This window comes from Lysinibacillus sp. VIII_CA, assembly GCF_049943995.1.
GTDB classification, from domain to species: domain Bacteria; phylum Bacillota; class Bacilli; order Bacillales_A; family Planococcaceae; genus Lysinibacillus; species Lysinibacillus pinottii.
Genome location: NZ_JBNFXM010000002.1, coordinates 236,188 through 254,623, shown reverse-complemented (window position 1 = coordinate 254,623; position 18,436 = coordinate 236,188). Strand labels below are relative to the sequence as shown.

Here is an 18,436-nt window from a genome sequence, read left to right as displayed (position 1 = left end):
AACGTAGTCCTCCATGGCCGCTAACTTTAACTCTTTTGAATAGAATTTACATGAAGTAGCTTTGTGTAATCCATCACGTCCACTTGCCTCGTATTTCATTTTCTAGCTATATAAAGTTTGATGATTTAATGAAAATTTTTCACACAATTCGTTGATAGAATAGTTACCTTCTTCAAACAATTGAAGGATATGTCATTTTAACTCGAGTGGATGTTTGCTTCGCCCCCAAAAAAAGACTCCCCTTAGATAAACAGATTTTATTTTTTCATCTGTCTACCTAATAGGGAGCATATCAATTAATTGAGTACCTGAGCTTTTTGTCTATACTCCGAATTAATTACTGAGTATCATTTTTTTTGATTTGATAAGTGACACCTGTAATAAGATTAAATATAAAAAGTAAATTTAAAGGATTAAAAATAATCCATTTTAAATCTGCTTCTAATGCAAATTGTAAAAATATAAACAGAATCCATATTACAAGATAGCTCAATATCATCGGTCTAGAAAACCATTCATTCAAAAATCATCACCTCATTAATCAGTACAGAATGTAGCAAATCCAGCCATACCGCCACCTATAGCACCAACTATAGCACCTCCAACACCTGTTACAGCTTTACCATTTGCACCCGATTTTTCGCCTATAGCAGCACCAGTACCTGCACCAGCAACTCCTCCACTTATCCAGGCTCCTGCAGTTCCAAGTGCGCATTTTACTGGATTAAAACTCCTTTTGCTTCTTGATAACGATACTTGATTTGTTTCAGTATCATTTTGTAATTCAACTAATAACCCATTTTCAATTTCATTATAGACTAAATTAACAGTATTTCCATTTACATCAATTGCAGTTGTCGGTAAAACTTCTGAATTTTCACCGTTAGTTAATGTCACTACTCCATTTTCATTGAAGTCAACGTTTACATTTTCATTAGTGATATTAATCTGTAATGAACTATTATTTAACTTTATTATATCAACATCATTTGCACTTGTATTTGTTTCTACTGTATTAGAAAAAAATTCTTGGTCTGCAAAATTTGATGGATTACTTATTTCATATGCTGATGCATCCTGTATGTTAGAAAAAGAAATCATTGATAGAGTTAAAGTCGATGCTAAGATTATATTTTTAAATTTCATAATGAACCACCTTATTTTCAGATAATAATATTTTGAATAGCTATAGCTAAACTTACCTCGAGTAATTATTATCCTATCATTGCCAACAACGCCACTTCAAGGGTGTATTACCACCGAATTCTTGGTGGTCATATTCCAATTATATGGCGTGCATTTCATATCACGCCAGTTCACGCCAATTATTTCTTCATTTACTGGCGTGAATTGGCGTTGTTTTATCCCTTCATAAGCCAAAAGATACATTTTTGCTCCAAAGTAAAAACTTAAAATTATTTCTTGAAATTTCTTGTTTTAAAATGATAATAATATTTTATTTCAGGATAGCTAGTTATTTCGCTATTTAATGATAACCTTCAAAACTTTCAAAATTACCACTTTTCATTGCACCTGAATCGAATTTTTCTAACCATTATTTATCCATCCTTCCTTTTCCTGTAAATTTTTTAATATAATCATGTACCTAAGTCTTAGTTGTTAAGTTTGTAAATTTCATAGTATCCTCATCCTTTTCTGTTGGTTTTTTTATTTCCATCGGCTTCATTGCTTCTGCAATACGTTTCAAGAAACTATTCCAACGATTTTCTGCCAATATACGGTGCGGACAATATTTGCCGTTCCAATCCTGATGCTTCTTAACTCGCTCAATGACCCAACCAAGTTGCTTTAATAGCTCAGATATATATTGAACAGCGTTTTCCTCTGCAATCCTATAGCGACATCACCACTTTTGCTGTAACAAATTTCTACACCAGTAGAAACACGATTACCTTTCATTCGAAAAAGATGAGATACATGCATCTAACCTCCTGGATGATATCAGCACTTTGAATTTTGAAAAATCGAAGGAAATCAAAACATAATGATTTTGGGGTACATGCCTTTTCCTACTTCCCCCTCTCCCTATTACATTCAGCATTAATAATTTAATGAACTAACACAAACATTGATATATCAACGTTTTCCCACAAAAAAACACCCGTTTTGTAAACGAGTGTTTCGAATCTTTTATGACAACCACTTCGGTGGTGATATTATCCCCTTTACGTATAATGTTATCTACAGCGTACTGTAGTTTTTTTAACATTGTCTACCTAAAGGGGATGATATCAGACAACAATTAAGTTATCTTAGTTTTTATTTTGGTTCGTATTTTATCAAGTGAAATCTGTGGTAATAAAATCTATATATTATTGCATGCAACACGAAATGGCTTTGTCCATAACTTTTATGTTTACAAACACAGATCCTTGATTATCAATTACATAATCTATATTATTGTCATCTAAATTCTCTAATAATGCATTTTGCGACTTTTTTGTTAAATTTTCATACTTAGCCAATAAGGTTACGCCTTCTTCAGTGACGGTTGCTTTTCCTTTTTCTAACTCATCATGCTTGCTACATCCATTCAATATACTCAAACTTAAAATAATATATAAGAAGTATTTACATTTCATAAATTCACATCCTTAATTTCCCTTTAATACCTATATTATACCATCTTATAAGTAATAAAAAAAAGCCAATTACCAATTAAGGTAACAGGCATCTGCTGTTAAGCGCTACGTTGTGAAAATGATAATCTTCAATCCTTCAAAATCACCACTAGTCATAGTTCCATTATCGAATTTCTCCAACCAAGATTCATTAATCAATCCTTTATCGACTGCTTGTTGAATATAATCATGTACTGCAGCTTTTGCGGTTGTGCTTGTGAATTTCATCGTATCATCATCCTTTTCTGTATGTTGTTCAGAAATTTTAGGAGTATCAAAAAGCGCGCCGAATATTTGCTAACAAAATTACAAAAAAACACGTTCGCTTGTCCGTATATATCGGAAACAAGTGGTAGGTCACGCTCAATGTGAGTCGTGACTTTTTTGCTAGAACACTAGTGAATTAACTTATAACTAAACAATTGAATTTATTACCAAGAATGTGGTATTAAGATCCGATCCATACAATTAAACAACATTTATTACATAATTTAGTGTATAATTAATTGGGTATTTATTATATTAAAATGAGGTGATTTTTAGTTGAGCTCTATAAAAAGTATAATAAAAAATAAAGTGTTTTGGGCATCTGTTTTTTTCTTTGTAGCATTATTACTTATTATGCAGCTACAAACAAATATAAATTTGTTTATACAAATTATTATTACAATAATGTTGTCTACACTATTTTTCTTATTTAATTATTCATTGAATATAAAAAAATGAAATGGTATTATATACAACAATAGGTATAATATGACATTTATAATAAAAGATGGATTGTTCGAAATTATTATGGTAGTAGCAATCGCTATGTTTTCAATCCTAGGGGTATTTAGTGAAAACACTAATGCAAGAGAAAATGAGAATTTAGAAGAGATTGCATTAATGGAAGATTCCTTAGGGTTAATTTATGAGAAAGGTGTAGTTACTAACGAAAAAGGTTATTTCTTGGGGTATGATAGAGAAGTTTTGAAACAGTATTTAAAACACCCAATTTTATTTTTCTATATTTGAAAGGATCATTTTTTTCTTCTGCTTTTATTTCAATAAAATCAACAAATGTTAGTAGAAGTGCAGAAAAAGAAAACCCAAGTAAAAACAAAGGTTTGAAATTCGTAATTTCCAATACTTCCAAAACAGCTAGTGCAATTATTGCGAATCCGATATATCTTGTTATTGGGTAATCATGCAATATTTATCAACCTTCACTACAAAATTATATACTAGAAGGTTGAATAAATTAACAATTTTAGTTAAAGAAAAAGACTACCAATTTAGTAGTCTCCATCTTTTACATTCTATTTTGCCACACTATCTTACTCACAATTACTTTTCCCTGGGAATTTTTTATCCATTTCTGCTGCACACTCTACCTGAATTATTGTAAGGGTAGTTATAACTCCCCAAATATTTGACTTTAAACCTAATTTAACTATTTTCTTGTACAGTATCTGATTATCTAACCCTCAGAATGTATTAATCAGATTTTTCATTTCATCTAAATCATTCATTTTATGTGCTAATTCACGTTCAGCAGCTTCAATGATTTCATCTAATTGAGCACCATGGCTTTCTGAAGTTAATTTAACTTTTGTTAAGTCGCCCTCCACCCAACGTTTCAATTCATTTTTACTACATTCTAAATTAAATTCGATATCTGCAATTTCATCCTCTAATCATTCCTTGCTACACTTTTAGTATTATAATCTTATCCATTCAACTTTAAATGCATCTTGATCACCATCTTCATCAATAAAACAATATTCAACGTAGCCAACTCGATCTATAACTTTGCCTTCTATATCATAAAGTACATAAACATAAGTTATGATAATGTCACATTCTAGGCTATTTTTCTCGATGGTTTCTTCTTCTATATAACCTGCTTCAAATAAATACTTTTCAGCACCCGAAAGTGATAAACCTTGTAAAATAAATAAACTTACCATTATATCCTCCAAATACTTTAATTAAATTACCTAAGATATATTTTAAATTATTCGAGGTTATTAGCCAGCTAAGAAATGTATTTTTTATCATAAATCCTCGTTCTCATTCCACATGTTCATGATAGTTAGAACACCTCTCTCTTTAGGTAGTTCTTCATTTGTTAATAGAAATGGTAGTAAATAAAATTCCCACTAAACTTATTATTTAAGTACGTAATTCCAAAGCCGTAACGAGCTTTGAAAGTATTCAATGAGCAAAGTAATGCAAGTCGATCGTATTTACTTCTGTAGGTCCCATTTAGAATTTTTTTATATCCTTCTGGATCTTCAAGTAAGATTGTGAATGGCATATTCTGAGTTAGAATTAATTCATTTTCAAAGCATGTACGCTCGTCCTTACCTAAGTTTCCTACTATCTCGTCTACACTAGCTTTCCGTTCAACTCTCTACTGTTTAAATAAATATCTCGCATGATACCAAGTTCCTCATTTTTCGGCAGCATAGCTGTGTAATCGCCAGGCAGGGTAGAGTTTTTTTAATTTAATAGATACATCCTTGCTGCGTAAATATTCAAGAATATGGCCGTTTACTTGTTCGCGAGTATCAACCACTATCGTCATGGTTTTCATGATTTTGTTTAACTCTGTATCGGTGTAAGCATAATGAATCATTCAAAAGGTGGTTTTGCGACTAAAGGAGAAGCACAAAGAGAAGCTGCAGAAAAAGTATTATTATTAAAAAGGTAATCAAGTAATTGTTAAAGAAAAAACATTTGCGAATTATTTTGAAGAATGGATTGAATTGTATAAATCCAACAAACATATTAACACCTATAACCGGTATTCAAATTCTGTTGAACGGGTCAAGGAACATTTTAAAGATAAACCGATTCAAAAAATTACTCGAGCTGATTACCAAATGTTTTTAAATGAATGGTAAAGGTAAATCAAAGGAGACTTTTAGAAAGCTCAATACACATATAAGAGCGTATGTAAGGGATGCAATTGAGGAAGGATATTAGAATTAAACGCTACTAATAACGCTAAAAAGAGTGAAGATAAACATTTGAATTACAATGATTGCGCAAAATTATACAAAGAACTTTTTTTTATCGCCTTTCGCCTTCCACAAGCACATACCATTTAATTTTATTGGGGCTTGTATCATGATTGCGGTTTGGGGAGTTAACAGGACTCACTTCAGATGTTTGGATTTTAAACTAAACCAATTAAAAGTTTACCGAGGATAGGACTATAAAAGAGGAACTGGTTTTGGACCATTAAAAAATGAACAATCCGAAAGAAAAACATCTATAAATAAGAAAGTTATGAATGAATTTAAGAAACTAATATTGGCGGTACCTGAAAATGAAAACAACTTGGTTTTCTATAGACAATCTTCCATAAAAACAGTAAAAAATGAAGGAGCTAATAAATTATTACGAAAAACATTAGATGCATTAGGAATCGAACATATCTCCATTCATGGTTTACGACACACGCATGCCAGTGCCTTAATCTATAAAAGAGCTAATAATCATTCTGTTTCTAAATGATTAGGACATTCAGATATTCAAACAACCCTTGATCACTATTCGCACGTATTAAAAGAAATGGAAGAACGAGATGAAGCAATAGCGATTAATGTTTATTCATCTTAATTTCTTTGTTCACCATGTTTACATTTTGTTTACCAAATTTATTTTTTATATGTCATTCAATACGATTCTTATAAATATCCATACAAACAAAAAACGCTCAAAACCCAATTTTCATAAGGTTTCAAGCGCTTTTTATTTCGGTTAAACATCAACCTTTGATTTGTTATTGACGTCCCAGGAGGGATTCGAACCCCCGACCGACGGCTTAGAAGGCTGTGGTAATAGGTTTTTAAACTTTTATACATTACTATAAAACCTGTATTTATAGCTTTTTATCAACCGATATATTAAAAACTTATTGAATATTTCCTTCTATTTATACGTTTTGGTATTTGTTTGGGCACCCCTTGGGCACCTACCTTTAATCCTCCAATGATACATTTGACCAGATGCAATATGCAGTACTTCAACCTGATTCACATTCATTGAAACAGCCTTGTACATTACTGGTTCAAACGATCTTTGATGTGGAATAGCTGTGTGAATATCGAGATAATAAAAAGCATCCTATCTTTAATTAAAGGATGCTTTAATCAATGAAAAAACTCCATCAAATGAAAGCGTATTTCAACCACAAAAAAAACATTTAAAAGACTCTACTATATAATCATAGCCAGTGAATCCTCAAGGTGTCCCTGTAGGTATAATTAAAATATCTTTTAAAATTTAGTTTTTATTTATTAAAGCTTGTTTAGCATTAACCCTAGTATTTGTTAATTAATAAGTGCGGAAAAGTTCTTAGGTGACTCAATAAAGTAATAGCAAGTTACTATTTCTTCATATCAAGTTAGGAGTCCTTCTCGTTATTTCTTTCAACCAAATGAGGAGATTTCTTATAAATTAGGAGTTTTAATCTAATAGTTACAAAAATAAAGGGTAAATGGTAATATTATCTTAAATTAGAAATATACTTTATTTTAAATGAAAGTTATAAACGGAGGATCTGTTTTGATTATTAGACACAACATCTCATCTCTAAATGCAAATAATAGATTAACTCAAAATAATAAAAAGACTAATAGTGTATTAGAAAAACTGTCTTCTGGATATAAAATTAATAAAGCTGGAGACGATGCTGCTGGTTTAGCAATCTCTGAAAAAATGCGTGGTCAAATTCGCGGTCTTAATATGGCAGGTAAAAACATTCAGGATGGTATTTCACTCTTACAAACTGCTGAAGGTGCATTAAACGAGGTGCATTCTTTGCTTCAAAGAATGAGAGAATTGGCAATACAAGCAGCAAACGATACTTCGGTCTATGAAGATCGTTTAAAAATTCAACATGAAATAAATCATTTGAAAAACGGAATCGACGAAATAGCAAATAACACACATTTCAATACAATAAATCTTTTAAATCAAAAGGTGAGTGATATTACCTCCCCAGAAAATCCTAGCGATGAAGTAGCTACTAAAATAATTTCTTCACTAACTTATAAACCAATATACACTGTTCTAGCTAACGTTAATGACACTTTAGAAGTAGAAATAAATGGTGTATCTAAAGTAGTTCAAATACCTGCAAATACTTATTCTGCAAATAACTTTATACAAGAACTTAATAATGTATTTAACAATAATCAGATAGACTTAACAGCTAAATTCTCAGATAAAACTAATAACATTGAATTTGTTAGTTCAAACAAAAATCTAATCTTTAATAGTATCAAAGGGAATATCGGAGCTAATTTTTTATCACCTATAATTTCAGCTTCCAATAGAACTGGCAATATCAAAATAGATGGATACCCTACTCTAAACCCAGGTATTACTATAACCTCTGGAGTGAATGATACTTTAACATTTGATATAGATTCACAAACATATTCAATTACTTTAAGCCCAGGCGCATACACAATTTACGGACCTAATCAAAGTGGCCAAAATATAAACTCTCAATTTATAAACGAATTAAATAAACAATTTACTGCTGCTGGTGCTCCAGTAAAAGCACAGTTTTTATATCTAAGAGATTCTCCTCCTCTAGATGGAACTGTACTTACATTAATCGCTTCATCAGATCAAGATGGGTTATACCAACTTACTGATGGCAATCATACGTTTGGAAATTTCGGTGGAAATGCTAAAGATACTCTTTTTCAAAACATTTTAGATGGGTGGACACTTATTGATTCCTCTTCATTAGTGAATGGTAGTATTACTTCTTCGAATACTACAGTTCAAGGTAGAGTAGACCTATCAAACGGGATGAATATCCTATCTGGTGAAAACGACACGCTTAATTTTGATATTAACGGAGTCACTCACTCAATTGTTCTTTCTATAGGTAGTTATAGTCCAAACCAATTAATAAATGAGATTAATAACCAGTTAATTAATAAGGGTATTGACTTATTCGCTGAATTCGACACTTCAAACCATCTGGTATTTACTAAACATGGTGATGGTATCATTAACAATTTCTCTGGTAATGCCGTAGGAGAATTACTGTTCGAGACAAAGAATTTATCTTTTAGTATAGAAAAAAATCCGGATGAATCAAACCAAAGCAGTTCACCTAATGGAATTTTACATTTTCAGTTAGGTGCTAATAGTAATCAGAATATGAAAATTAATCTATGTGATGTTAGAATTTCAAATTTAAAATTGAGTGATTTAGATTTAACTTCACAAACAAGCGCAGGTTCAGCAATATCTATAATAAATAAAGCAATTGAAACTGTATCCTTTCATCGAAGTGAATTTGGGGCTTATAATAATAAGCTAGAACAAGCAATGAATAATCTTAGTAATACATCCAATAATTTAACTCAAGCTGAATCACGTATTCGTGACACTGATATGGCTAAAGAAATGATGATATTCACAAAAAATAATATTTTACTACAAGCTATTCAATCAATGCTGGCTCAATCAAATAAACAACCAGAAGGAATTTTACAACTTCTACAGTGATCTACCTTGGAAATATAATTGTACATTAATAATGACTATAATTTCTCATTATATAACAGTGACCTTTACAAATAAAAAAGACTAGCCTGGCAAATTGCTTGGCTAGTCTTTAATCTTATTAAAATATCTTTTAGTTCTAGTTTTTAGTTACTAATACATGATTAACATTAACCCATGTATTTGTTAAATAATAAGTGCTGAAAAATCCCCTCTTATATCAAGTAATAATATAAGCAGATTACTATGTCTTCATATTAAAATTAGGATCTCTTACTTTCTCTACTATGCTAGCTCTCAATTTAACAATCGTAACAGCTTATTAATATTGAAAAACACAATAAAATGTGTGTCATTTAATTGTAGATCAGCTAACTTTTTCACTGTACTCAAATAAACTTATTAATTTAGAAAAGCTCGGCATATTCTTAAATTTAATCTTTTCCATTGAAGTTATAATTAACAAATTTAACTCTTGTTCCAAATCTTCTCTATTGTCAATAGACGTTTGATATAACAGTTTCTTAATTTTTGGTTGCATCATTTCGATTACTTCTAATGAATCTATTTTATTTTCCATGGTGATACTCCTTATTTACTAGCATTTAGTCTAATTTCATCAATAGCTTTATTTTTTGCCTTGTTGACTGCTTGTTGAGATATATTCATTGCTTTTGCAATATAAAATTATGCTCGATTGGAATAATACTTTATCACTAACTATGAGATGATTTAGAAAGAAGGATAATTTAATATAATAGGTTATTTTATTAACATAACGTTGTACTCTGTTTCGAAGGAGCTGTTAGCAATGGGATATGTACAAAAAATCAGTAAGAATAAATTCAAACTTATCGCAGATTTAGGTTATCGAGGTAATCGCCGTATTCGTAAAACTAAAAATGTAGAAGCCAAAAGCGAAAAAGAAGCGATGCGCCAACTAATACTGTTTGAAGAAGAAATGAAGCAAAATAAGGATGTTTATTTTAGTGATATTGAATCAATTACATTAAATCATCTTTTTCCACGATGGAAAGATAATTATGCTAAACAACATTATAGTGCACGATCATTTCATGATAATTGTACGCATTTAGAAAAACGCATCCTCCCTATTTTCGGTGATATCAAATTAAAGGATATTAAAAAAGTAGATGTAGTATTTTTTGTAGGTGATTTACAGAAGAAAAAACGAAGATTAGACGGCAAAGAAAGCGAGTTAGCCCCTTCCACTATTCATAATATTTACAAGGCGTTCGCTAGTATTATGAATGTAGCAGTTGAGTGGAATTTAATCGAGGAGAGTCCTTGTAAAAATATAAAGCTACCAAAACTCAAATATGAAGAAGGTAAGGCCTACAGCGAGGAACAAGTTAAATTATTGTTTGAACGATTAAATAATAGAGAGACTGCTGAAAAATGGTTGTTAGTTGAACTAGCCGTGGTAAGTGCTGCTCGACAAGGTGAACTAGTTGCCATTGAAGAAAAACATTTAAACGTCGAAAACAATACCTTATTAATAGAACAAGCTTTAGTTAATTTAACTGGGGATGGAATTATCGTAAAAGAAACAAAAGGTAAAAGAAAACGAGTAGTTACTATTCCTTCAAATATTATGAATGATTTAGTAACGCTGGCTGCAGTGAAAAAATATCAACTAGAAGAGGCTGGCGATGAACGAGTATGGGAAGGACATACTTTTCTTTTTTCAAATGATTTTGGTAAACCTTATCGACCAGATTCAATAAGTCAGTGGTGGGATCGTTTTATGAAAAAGAATCCTGATTTACCTAGAATTCGTTTTCACGATTTAAGACATACTTCTGCTACCCTCTTGATTCATGCTGGTGAACATCCAAAAGTTATTCAGTCGAGATTAGGTCATTCTAATATCACAACTACCATGAATACTTATGGACATCTTTTACAAGAAACGGATCAGCGAGCCAGTTCCCACTTTGATAAACTTTTTGATGATAAAGATTGATTTGGGCACCTCTTGGGCACCAAACAAAGAATTATACATTCTTGCATAAAAATAAAAAGCCTTACAACCGTTGTGGCTGTAAGGCTTTTATTGACGTCCCAGGAGGGATTCGAACCCCCGACCGACGGCTTAGAAGGCCGTTGCTCTATCCTGCTGAGCTACTGAGACATGATGTCGTTTCTTATGTATTCCATAGGAAGGACAATATTTATTATATGTATTTTATGGCGTAATGTCAACAATAATTTTACTATGTAGGCAAGGTTTCCCTCATCTATGTTTTATCATATGTTTTCGCCATATAGATTATACCACGTCTTTGCCTTATCGATAGCAAGAACATAAAAATTTTTGTTAGAATATTGGCTAGAAATCAATAGGAGGTATATAGATGTTTAAGGATTCTGTTGTAGTTGTTACTGGTGGTGCACAAGGGATTGGTAAGGGGATTGTGCTAGCATATGCACGACAGGGTGCGAATGTGGTGATTGCTGATATCAATAAGGGCTTAGGTGAGCAATTAGAGAGAGAGTTGCTCGAGCAGGGCTTCTCTGTCATCTTTGTTCATACGGATGTGGCGAAGGAACAGGATATTGTTTCATTAATGAAACAAGCAGTCGAACAGTATGGGTCGATTCATATATTAATTAATAATGCTGGAAAGTTACAACATACATCTCCTTATGATATTACGTTGGAGGCATGGAATGATCTTTTGCAAACGAATTTAACGAGTGCCTTTTTCTGTGCAAGAGAGGCTGCGAAGGTGATGAGGCACAATGTCAAAGGTGGCTCGATTGTATCTCTAGCGTCTACACGGGCTGAGATGTCTGAGCCTTTTACTGAAGCCTATGCTGCTACAAAAGGGGGGATTGTGGCATTAACTCATGCTTTAGCACGATCGTTTGGTCCTGATCAGATCACTGTAAATTGTATTTCGCCCGGGTGGATTGAGACTGGCAATTATGAGGAGCTTCGTCCGATAGATCATGCGCAGCATTTGTCAGGGAGAGTGGGTGTACCGGAGGATATTGCTCAAGCATGTCTCTATTTAACAAATCCGCTGAATGATTTCGTTACAGGTATTAATTTAACGGTCGACGGTGGGATGACAAAGAAAATGATGTACGAGGATTAATGTCATACCTTCCCTTTGCCTTCATTGCTTTCATACATAGAGCTGCTTAGGAGTATGCTAATGTAGGAGAACAAATGAAAAGGAGCGAGGTTTTGTACCCTTATTCAAGTAGGTTTTCATTAAGCCAGTTGTACCAATCACCCTCTACACAATATACAGCACCGATTCGTCATTTTTTACGTTCAACTGATCATCGACACTGCATTAGTAAAACTGAGGCAGATTATATGGCGATGAATCAATTACTATGGATGGAGCATGTGAATTGGACACGGATGACGATTATTAGCATCGTTTTCAATTTGCCAGATTTACCTTTTGTGCAGCAGCGTTTGTTAAGAAATGCGACTGATTTGGGCAATTGCCTTCGCCCTTTTTATGGCGACTCTATAGCAGATCGTTATGCGGCTTTAATTAAAGAGCATCTTGTTATTGCTGCTCAGTTAGTGACTGCTGCGACTAAAGGGGATACTGCCACGGCTGAGGCAAAAGAGAGAGATTGGTATCGTAATGCAGACGATATTGCACAATTTTTGCATACGATTAATCCATACTTAAGTATGGAGGCCGTACAAAAGATGTTTTATATGCATTTGTCTTTAACAAAAAACGAAGCTGTGACCATGATTCAAAAAAATTATCAAGCCGACGTGGACATATTTGATGAAATAGAGGCAGAGGCGCTTGCCATGTCAGATATGATAGCGGGCGCTATCGTCATGCAATTTTGTTATCTCTTTTAATGCTCTCACTTACAATATTTTTTATCATTCAATCACTGGAAGAAAAATCTTTGTCTCCTTTTTCTTTGCATAATGCGCAATGGGTTGAATTCCCTGAAAGGTTCCCTTCATAAAAGAAGCTAACGTATTACTTTGAATTTTCACATCAGCCTGTTGTAAATCCCACGGTGTATGTTGAATATCAATACGAAATAATGTATGGTTCCATTTTGCCCATGAATGATAACGTTCGACTAGCCATTGATCAAAATTAGTTTGAGTGTTATCCCCTATTGTATAGGACACCCTTAATCTTTCGTCCAACGTTTTGTAATAGCTGGTATAGGTATTGTCATTGTTCCTTTGCGTTCCTATAATTTTTGAGTATCGATATGGTAAACTGCCCAATGCTGTTATTTTTGAGAAGATAAAATTGGTCACATCTAAATGAAAAAAATAGATGCCTTTCTTGCCCTCATACTCAATATATGTTCGTACGTTCAATTGTAAGGAGGTATTCAAGCCCGGAATAGGTGGCAGAAATCGCAAGCGATGCCCATGCACTTTAAAAAGAACCGCACTCACCCAGGCATCATGTGCAAATAAATCTAGCTCTACTTCTGGAGGTAAATGCTTTTCTAATTCTAGGGGTGATACCGGCCAATGTAAAAATAGTACATCCTGCCATGTCTGTGCTATCATCCACATAGTAAAACTCCTTTCTACCCTCATTTTTTCCTAGAAAGGAGTTATTCAAACCATAAAGGCTATTTTTGTTCCTGCTCTGTCGTTTCTATTTCTACATAGCGATAATATAGATTTCGTAATTCAGATTCTTTAAATAAACCTAAATGACTTTTAAGTTGTGGATGTACTAGAATGCCATATGCTCGTAACTCTTTTACAAACCAACCTTTTGAATATTTGTGCATCAAATCCATTCCCCTTTACCTTTATTCATACATAGGGTATGCGCCTGGTTTGGGTATGGTGTCATGGCATAATAAAAAAACGAGAGGAGCATTCCCTCTCGTTGTCTTCTTATGTGCCGCAAAAAGTACGATATGGTTGACTAGACGCCTCTGGTAATGAAGCATATTCCTGTTGTTCATTTGTGTGGGCAAAGGGCTGGGACAGGGCTGTTACTAATTTATTCATCACACTAAAGTCTTCCCGCTCTACAGCCGCTTCCAATGCCTCCTCTACCCTATGATTACGTGCAATAACAGCAGGATTATGCTGGCGCATCAATTGTTGGGACATGTCTTTTGTTTGTGGCTGTCTCGCTAATCGTGCGAGCCATTTTTGATGCCACTCTTTAAATGCTGAAGTCCGCCATAATGAGGTTTTGTCGATATGGTCAAAACTTAGGGCGATAAACGTATTTGTATAGTCTGCTTTGTCTTGTTGCATAAGCTGCAGAAGTTCTTCTATAAGCTTCATATCGTCTTGCTCTTCATCAAATAATCCTAATTTTGCTCGCATTCCTTTTAGCCAGTTTTGAACGTACAACTGAGGGTATTGTTCTAGGGCAGCTTGAGCAAGTTCAATGGCCTGCTCTTGATTTTCATGAATTAAAGGAAGTAACGCCTCTGCCAACCGTGTTAAGTTCCAGCCCCCCATGCTTGGCTGGTTACCATATGCATAACGTCCTTGTCGGTCAATGGAACTGAACACGGTTGCTGGGTCGTAGGCATCCATAAACGCACATGGTCCATAATCAATGGTTTCCCCACTGATGGTCATGTTATCTGTGTTCATGACCCCATGAATAAAGCCCACTAACTGCCACTTTGCTATAAGGGATGCTTGTTTTTTTATGACTTCCTGTAGTAAATAAAGATAGGGATTTGTGTTCCCAAGATAATTGGGGAAATGTCGTTCTAATGTATAATCTGCTAAGGTCTGGAGCTCCTCGTCTGTTCCCCATTGTGCAGCATATTGAAAGGTCCCTACCCGTAAATGACTGCTGGCAATTCTCGTAAGGATAGCACCAGGTAGGTCAGTTTCACGGATAATCGTTTCACCTGTGCTCACTACCGCTAAACTTCGAGAAGTAGGAATCCCCAACCCAAACATCGCTTCACTAATAATGTACTCCCTAAGCATAGGTCCCAATGCGGCTCTTCCATCCCCACCACGGGAATAAGGTGTTCTTCCAGATCCTTTTAACGCGATATCCATGCGTTCGTTTGAGGGTGTTATTTGTTCACCATATAAAAGGGCCCTTCCATCGCCTAACATATTAAAATGCCCAAACTGGTGACCTGCATACGCTTGCGCAATAGGATTACTACCACTAGGTGCTTTATTACCCGCTAATACAGCTATGCCCTCTTCTCTTTTTAAAGCTTGACTATTTAATCCCAATGACGCAACAACCGTTTCATTTAACAGGACTAATTTAGGTGAAGGAACGGGGTTTAATGTCATTTCGGAATAAAAAATACTTGGTAATTGTACATAACTATTGTCTAGATTCCAGCCAATTGTCTTTTCCATATTTTCTCCTTTGTTACCTTTTCCTTTTATTTTTTCTATTTCAACATCATTCATCCCTAGTCAATTTTACCATCCAACCTAAAAATCCGCTTACTTTAAGAGTAAGGCGGATTTTTAGGTCGTATTAATTTCGTTGGAAAGTATGACGTGACATACACTGCTGATCATCCGTCCAAAATTCCACTGTAAAAGTCGAATCTTCTATTTTTAGCATAGCAAAGCTTTTTTCTTTGCGACCCCGAGGCTTTAGTAGGCTTCCTGGATTGATAAATAAAATATTATCCAACATTTCAGCACCGAGAATATGAGAGTGCCCAAAACAAACAATTTGGGCATTCAATTCTTTTGCACGATAGGCTAATGACAACATGGAACTTTTTACATTAAATAAATGGCCATGAGTCACCAAAATTTTTACATCCTCGATCGTAAAAAATTCTTCCTCAGGAAAAGCTTCCTCCCGATCACAGTTCCCTCGTACTTTTTTCATTCCCTTTAATGCATCATGCACATAAGGAAGCTCACTATCTCCACAATGTATCCGAACATCTATTTCAGGATAAAAATTTCTGACCTTGTCGATCACATGACTGTCTCCATGTGTATCGCTCATGATTAGTATTTCCATGTATACCACCTCTTATTTCATAAGATTCGGCAATTGCTCCTTCAGCTTACGAATAGCATTACCTCGGTGAGAAATGGCGCCCTTTTCTTCTGGCGTAAGCTCAGCCATCATACGATTTAGACTTGGGACAAAGAAAATGGGATCATAGCCAAACCCATTCGTGCCACATTTTTCATGTGCAATGACGCCCTCGCATGTGCCAAATACTGTTGTCGTGTTAAAATCTGGACCTGCAATGGCAATACAGCAGCAGAATCGAGCTGTACGTTTGTCATCTTCAACACCTTGTAGATTTTCTAACAGCTTCACCATATTAGCCTCATCATCATGATCACCAGCGTAACGCGCAGAGTAGACCCCTGGCTCACCATTTAATGCATCCACTGCTAAACCACTATCGTCAGCAATAACAATGGTGCCAAGATTTTTCGCTAAGGCTTCTGCCTTTAAAATTGCATTTTCTTCAAATGTTGTACCTGTTTCCTCTATTTCCATATCTGGTGCTACTTCAAACATTGTGACAACTTCATAACCCAGTGGGCCAAATAATGCTTCGAAATCTTTTGCTTTCCCTTTATTTTTGGTTGCAATGACTACCTGTTTCATATTATTTCCCTCCGACCATGTTTGCTTGTTCAGCAAGCGCTGTTTTTTGGAGCTCAACTAATTGCTGGATGCCTTTTTCACCTAAAGCTAATAATTCATTCAAATCTTCCCGAGAGAATGTTGCTTCCTCGCCAGTACCTTGTAATTCTACAAAGCGACCTGCACCTGTCATAACAATATTCATATCAACAGCAGCAGCCACATCTTCTACATAATTTAAATCTAAAACGGCACCTTGCTCTTCTACAATCCCTACACTAGTTGCGGCTAAAAAATCTGTTACAGGGAACTTAACGAACGGCTTTTCCTCTGCAAATTTAGCAATTGCCTGTGTCATTGCTACAAATGCTCCCGTAATGGAGGCTGTACGAGTGCCACCATCTGCTTGAATCACATCACAATCGATCCATACTGTACGCTCTCCTAGTGCCTCTAAATCGACCACAGCACGTAATGCACGCCCAATTAATCGTTGAATTTCCATCGTCCGTCCATTAACCTTCCCACGAGATGATTCACGTGGTGTACGTTGAGCGGTTGCACGAGGTAGCATCGAATATTCTGCTGTGATCCAGCCTTTCCCTTGCCCACGTAAAAAGCCAGGAACCTTATCTTCAATTGTTGCTGTACAAATTACTTTTGTATTTCCTACTTGAATTAAAACCGAGCCTTCTGGGTGTATTAGGTATTCACTATCCATTTTTACAGATCGCAGTTCATCTGCCATTCTTCCATCAAATCTTGTCATATTTATTGTTCCTCCTAAAAACTTTCGCGCCCTCATCTTAACATAATTTATTTCTTCAAAAAAGTACTCAACGTTTATGTAAAATGCTGAAAACGGCAAAAATCAGCCTAGCCCATTGCTAAGCTGATTTTTTATTTTAATGTAATGCGTTTTATGTCGAGAGTACCTTGCTCTAACCAATTTTCAGCGATTGAACGGAAAATTGGAACAGAACCAGTCGCAAAAAATTTATGAGCAGGCACTGTATTTGCATTTGCTAAAGTGCCATTATAAGCTAGCATTTCTTGAGCATCCTTTGCTGTTTCCTCCGCAGAAGATAAAACATTCACTTCTTCTCCTACGACAGCTTCAATTTGTTTTTGTAAAATAGGGTAATGTGTACACCCTAAAATAACCGTGTCAAATTGTTGATTTTTCAACGGCTTTAAGCCTTCTGCTATTAACTTCGTTGCAAATTCACCTTTATATTCGCCACTTTCTACAAGTGGAACGAAGGTTGGACAGGCTAGTGGAATAATATGTGTTGACGTATTAAGTGACAGTAAGGCCTCTTCATATGCACCACTTTTTATTGTTCCTTCTGTTGCAAGCACAACGACTTCATGTCGCTTCGTTTTCTTTACAGCTGCACGTGCGCCAGCATTTATAACGCCTAGTACCGGAAAAGGCATATTTCTTTGTAAACTTTCGAGTGCTACTGCAGTCGCTGTATTACAAGCAATAACGAGCATCTTAATATTCATTTTTTCTAGCGCTTTCGCCATTTGCCAAGTGAAGTTCCGTACTTCCTGACGGCTTCTTGGACCATATGGACATCTTGCTGTATCGCCAATATAATAAATCGTTTCGTTTGGCAATCGCTTTATAATTTCTTTTGCTACGGTTAACCCGCCTACTCCTGAATCAATAACGCCTATCGGGGCATTCATACTTTCCGC

The 18,436-nt window shown here is 34.7% G+C and carries 19 protein-coding genes, 1 tRNA gene and 4 pseudogenes; 8 read left to right on the top strand and 16 right to left on the bottom strand.

Annotated features, from left to right (window positions below; genetic code table 11):
• Nucleotides 1-337: 337 nt before the first annotated feature.
• From ACP3VS_RS04515 to ACP3VS_RS04500, 4 genes are all read right to left on the bottom strand, one after another.
• The gene (locus ACP3VS_RS04515) at nt 338-523 is read right to left on the bottom strand and encodes a hypothetical protein (RefSeq protein ID WP_036164402.1); all 186 of its coding nucleotides are present in this window, start codon (nt 521-523) and stop codon (nt 338-340) included.
• Between the two features lie 14 nt (nt 524-537).
• Nucleotides 538-1,146, bottom strand: a complete 609-nt coding sequence (locus ACP3VS_RS04510; protein WP_198696208.1) for a hypothetical protein — start codon at nt 1,144-1,146, stop codon at nt 538-540.
• A 1,187-nt stretch (nt 1,147-2,333) separates the two neighbouring features.
• Nucleotides 2,334-2,603 (bottom strand): hypothetical protein, encoded by a 270-nt coding sequence (locus ACP3VS_RS04505; RefSeq protein WP_426388413.1) that lies wholly within the window; start codon nt 2,601-2,603, stop codon nt 2,334-2,336.
• A 105-nt stretch (nt 2,604-2,708) separates the two neighbouring features.
• Nucleotides 2,709-2,870 carry a hypothetical protein gene (locus ACP3VS_RS04500; RefSeq protein WP_207889344.1) on the bottom strand — a complete coding sequence of 54 codons (162 nt, stop codon included), beginning with the start codon at nt 2,868-2,870 and terminating at the stop codon, nt 2,709-2,711.
• Between the two features lie 528 nt (nt 2,871-3,398).
• Here ACP3VS_RS04500 and ACP3VS_RS04495 point away from each other — a divergent pair.
• The gene (locus ACP3VS_RS04495) at nt 3,399-3,659 is read left to right on the top strand and encodes a hypothetical protein (RefSeq protein ID WP_426388412.1); all 261 of its coding nucleotides are present in this window, start codon (nt 3,399-3,401) and stop codon (nt 3,657-3,659) included.
• A gap of 452 nt (nt 3,660-4,111) precedes the next feature.
• Here the strand turns inward: ACP3VS_RS04495 and ACP3VS_RS04490 are convergent, their stop codons facing one another.
• From ACP3VS_RS04490 to ACP3VS_RS04480, 3 genes and pseudogenes are all read right to left on the bottom strand, one after another.
• Nucleotides 4,112-4,267, bottom strand: coding sequence for a hypothetical protein (locus ACP3VS_RS04490; protein WP_155272993.1), 156 nt, complete (start codon nt 4,265-4,267; stop codon nt 4,112-4,114).
• Between the two features lie 78 nt (nt 4,268-4,345).
• Nucleotides 4,346-4,594: a hypothetical protein gene (locus ACP3VS_RS04485; protein WP_036164410.1), complete on the bottom strand. Its 249-nt coding sequence runs from the start codon at nt 4,592-4,594 to the stop codon at nt 4,346-4,348.
• Nucleotides 4,595-4,755: 161 nt separating this feature from the next.
• Nucleotides 4,756-5,265 (bottom strand): annotated as a pseudogene (locus ACP3VS_RS04480) (ERCC4 domain-containing protein).
• An 82-nt stretch (nt 5,266-5,347) separates the two neighbouring features.
• Here ACP3VS_RS04480 and ACP3VS_RS04475 point away from each other — a divergent pair.
• The 4 genes and pseudogenes from ACP3VS_RS04475 to ACP3VS_RS04460 all read left to right on the top strand — a co-directional run.
• A complete protein-coding gene (locus tag ACP3VS_RS04475) occupies nt 5,348-5,533 on the top strand; it encodes a hypothetical protein (RefSeq protein WP_080717375.1) in 186 nt (61 codons plus the stop codon).
• A 364-nt stretch (nt 5,534-5,897) separates the two neighbouring features.
• Nucleotides 5,898-6,149, top strand: a pseudogene (locus tag ACP3VS_RS04470) (tyrosine-type recombinase/integrase); the annotation flags it as partial.
• 1,026 nt (nt 6,150-7,175) lie between these two features.
• Nucleotides 7,176-7,607, top strand: a pseudogene (locus ACP3VS_RS04465) (flagellin); the annotation flags it as partial.
• Nucleotides 7,608-8,894: 1,287 nt separating this feature from the next.
• Nucleotides 8,895-9,170: pseudogene (locus tag ACP3VS_RS04460) on the top strand (flagellin); the annotation flags it as partial.
• Between the two features lie 364 nt (nt 9,171-9,534).
• Here ACP3VS_RS04460 and ACP3VS_RS04455 read toward each other — a convergent pair.
• Nucleotides 9,535-9,747: a hypothetical protein gene (locus tag ACP3VS_RS04455; RefSeq protein ID WP_036164411.1), complete on the bottom strand. Its 213-nt coding sequence runs from the start codon at nt 9,745-9,747 to the stop codon at nt 9,535-9,537.
• Between the two features lie 231 nt (nt 9,748-9,978).
• On the opposite strand from ACP3VS_RS04455, the gene ACP3VS_RS04450 reads away from it, so the two are divergent.
• The gene (locus tag ACP3VS_RS04450) at nt 9,979-11,154 is read left to right on the top strand and encodes a tyrosine-type recombinase/integrase (RefSeq protein WP_036164412.1); all 1,176 of its coding nucleotides are present in this window, start codon (nt 9,979-9,981) and stop codon (nt 11,152-11,154) included.
• Nucleotides 11,155-11,248: 94 nt separating this feature from the next.
• Here the strand turns inward: ACP3VS_RS04450 and ACP3VS_RS04445 are convergent.
• Nucleotides 11,249-11,322: transfer RNA gene (locus ACP3VS_RS04445), tRNA-Arg, on the bottom strand.
• Between the two features lie 223 nt (nt 11,323-11,545).
• Between ACP3VS_RS04445 and ACP3VS_RS04440 the strand changes: the two genes are divergently transcribed.
• Both ACP3VS_RS04440 and ACP3VS_RS04435 read left to right on the top strand, forming a co-directional pair.
• On the top strand, nt 11,546-12,292 hold the full coding sequence (locus tag ACP3VS_RS04440; RefSeq protein ID WP_012295550.1) for an SDR family NAD(P)-dependent oxidoreductase: 747 nt from the start codon (nt 11,546-11,548) through the stop codon (nt 12,290-12,292).
• A gap of 74 nt (nt 12,293-12,366) precedes the next feature.
• Complete coding sequence (locus tag ACP3VS_RS04435; protein WP_227256901.1) at nt 12,367-13,035, top strand: hypothetical protein; 669 nt, start codon at nt 12,367-12,369, stop codon at nt 13,033-13,035.
• A 24-nt stretch (nt 13,036-13,059) separates the two neighbouring features.
• Here ACP3VS_RS04435 and ACP3VS_RS04430 read toward each other — a convergent pair whose 3' ends face one another.
• From ACP3VS_RS04430 to racE, 7 genes are all read right to left on the bottom strand, one after another.
• Entirely contained in the window at nt 13,060-13,722 is a 663-nt protein-coding gene (locus ACP3VS_RS04430) for a YqjF family protein (protein WP_031419368.1), read from the bottom strand.
• A 59-nt stretch (nt 13,723-13,781) separates the two neighbouring features.
• Nucleotides 13,782-13,946 (bottom strand): DUF2639 domain-containing protein, encoded by a 165-nt coding sequence (locus ACP3VS_RS04425; protein ID WP_080695228.1) that lies wholly within the window; start codon nt 13,944-13,946, stop codon nt 13,782-13,784.
• Between the two features lie 109 nt (nt 13,947-14,055).
• Entirely contained in the window at nt 14,056-15,516 is a 1,461-nt protein-coding gene (locus ACP3VS_RS04420) for a protein adenylyltransferase SelO (protein ID WP_036164431.1), read from the bottom strand.
• Nucleotides 15,517-15,640: 124 nt separating this feature from the next.
• Nucleotides 15,641-16,144 (bottom strand): metallophosphoesterase, encoded by a 504-nt coding sequence (locus ACP3VS_RS04415; RefSeq protein WP_012295555.1) that lies wholly within the window; start codon nt 16,142-16,144, stop codon nt 15,641-15,643.
• A gap of 12 nt (nt 16,145-16,156) precedes the next feature.
• A complete protein-coding gene (locus ACP3VS_RS04410) occupies nt 16,157-16,750 on the bottom strand; it encodes an XTP/dITP diphosphatase (protein WP_426388410.1) in 594 nt (197 codons plus the stop codon).
• 1 nt (nt 16,751) lies between these two features.
• A complete protein-coding gene (gene rph / locus ACP3VS_RS04405; protein ID WP_426388409.1) occupies nt 16,752-17,498 on the bottom strand; it encodes a ribonuclease PH in 747 nt (248 codons plus the stop codon).
• A gap of 131 nt (nt 17,499-17,629) precedes the next feature.
• On the bottom strand, nt 17,630-18,427 hold the full coding sequence (gene racE / locus ACP3VS_RS04400; RefSeq protein ID WP_197149673.1) for a glutamate racemase: 798 nt from the start codon (nt 18,425-18,427) through the stop codon (nt 17,630-17,632).
• Between the last annotated feature and the right edge of the window lie 9 nt (nt 18,428-18,436).

Coding starts and splice junctions, on each gene's coding strand:
- ACP3VS_RS04420 (WP_036164431.1), bottom strand. CDS start 15,516: ATGGAAAAGACAATTGGCTGGAATCTAGACAATAGTTATGTACAATTA.
- ACP3VS_RS04485 (WP_036164410.1), bottom strand. CDS start 4,594: ATGGTAAGTTTATTTATTTTACAAGGTTTATCACTTTCGGGTGCTGAA.
- ACP3VS_RS04455 (WP_036164411.1), bottom strand. CDS start 9,747: ATGGAAAATAAAATAGATTCATTAGAAGTAATCGAAATGATGCAACCA.
- ACP3VS_RS04430 (WP_031419368.1), bottom strand. CDS start 13,722: ATGTGGATGATAGCACAGACATGGCAGGATGTACTATTTTTACATTGG.
- ACP3VS_RS04435 (WP_227256901.1), top strand. CDS start 12,367: ATGAAAAGGAGCGAGGTTTTGTACCCTTATTCAAGTAGGTTTTCATTA.
- ACP3VS_RS04500 (WP_207889344.1), bottom strand. CDS start 2,870: ATGAAATTCACAAGCACAACCGCAAAAGCTGCAGTACATGATTATATT.
- ACP3VS_RS04450 (WP_036164412.1), top strand. CDS start 9,979: ATGGGATATGTACAAAAAATCAGTAAGAATAAATTCAAACTTATCGCA.
- ACP3VS_RS04505 (WP_426388413.1), bottom strand. CDS start 2,603: ATGAAATGTAAATACTTCTTATATATTATTTTAAGTTTGAGTATATTG.
- ACP3VS_RS04440 (WP_012295550.1), top strand. CDS start 11,546: ATGTTTAAGGATTCTGTTGTAGTTGTTACTGGTGGTGCACAAGGGATT.
- ACP3VS_RS04495 (WP_426388412.1), top strand. CDS start 3,399: ATGACATTTATAATAAAAGATGGATTGTTCGAAATTATTATGGTAGTA.
- ACP3VS_RS04510 (WP_198696208.1), bottom strand. CDS start 1,146: ATGAAATTTAAAAATATAATCTTAGCATCGACTTTAACTCTATCAATG.
- racE (WP_197149673.1), bottom strand. CDS start 18,427: ATGAATGCCCCGATAGGCGTTATTGATTCAGGAGTAGGCGGGTTAACC.
- ACP3VS_RS04410 (WP_426388410.1), bottom strand. CDS start 16,750: ATGAAACAGGTAGTCATTGCAACCAAAAATAAAGGGAAAGCAAAAGAT.
- ACP3VS_RS04415 (WP_012295555.1), bottom strand. CDS start 16,144: ATGGAAATACTAATCATGAGCGATACACATGGAGACAGTCATGTGATC.
- ACP3VS_RS04425 (WP_080695228.1), bottom strand. CDS start 13,946: ATGCACAAATATTCAAAAGGTTGGTTTGTAAAAGAGTTACGAGCATAT.
- rph (WP_426388409.1), bottom strand. CDS start 17,498: ATGACAAGATTTGATGGAAGAATGGCAGATGAACTGCGATCTGTAAAA.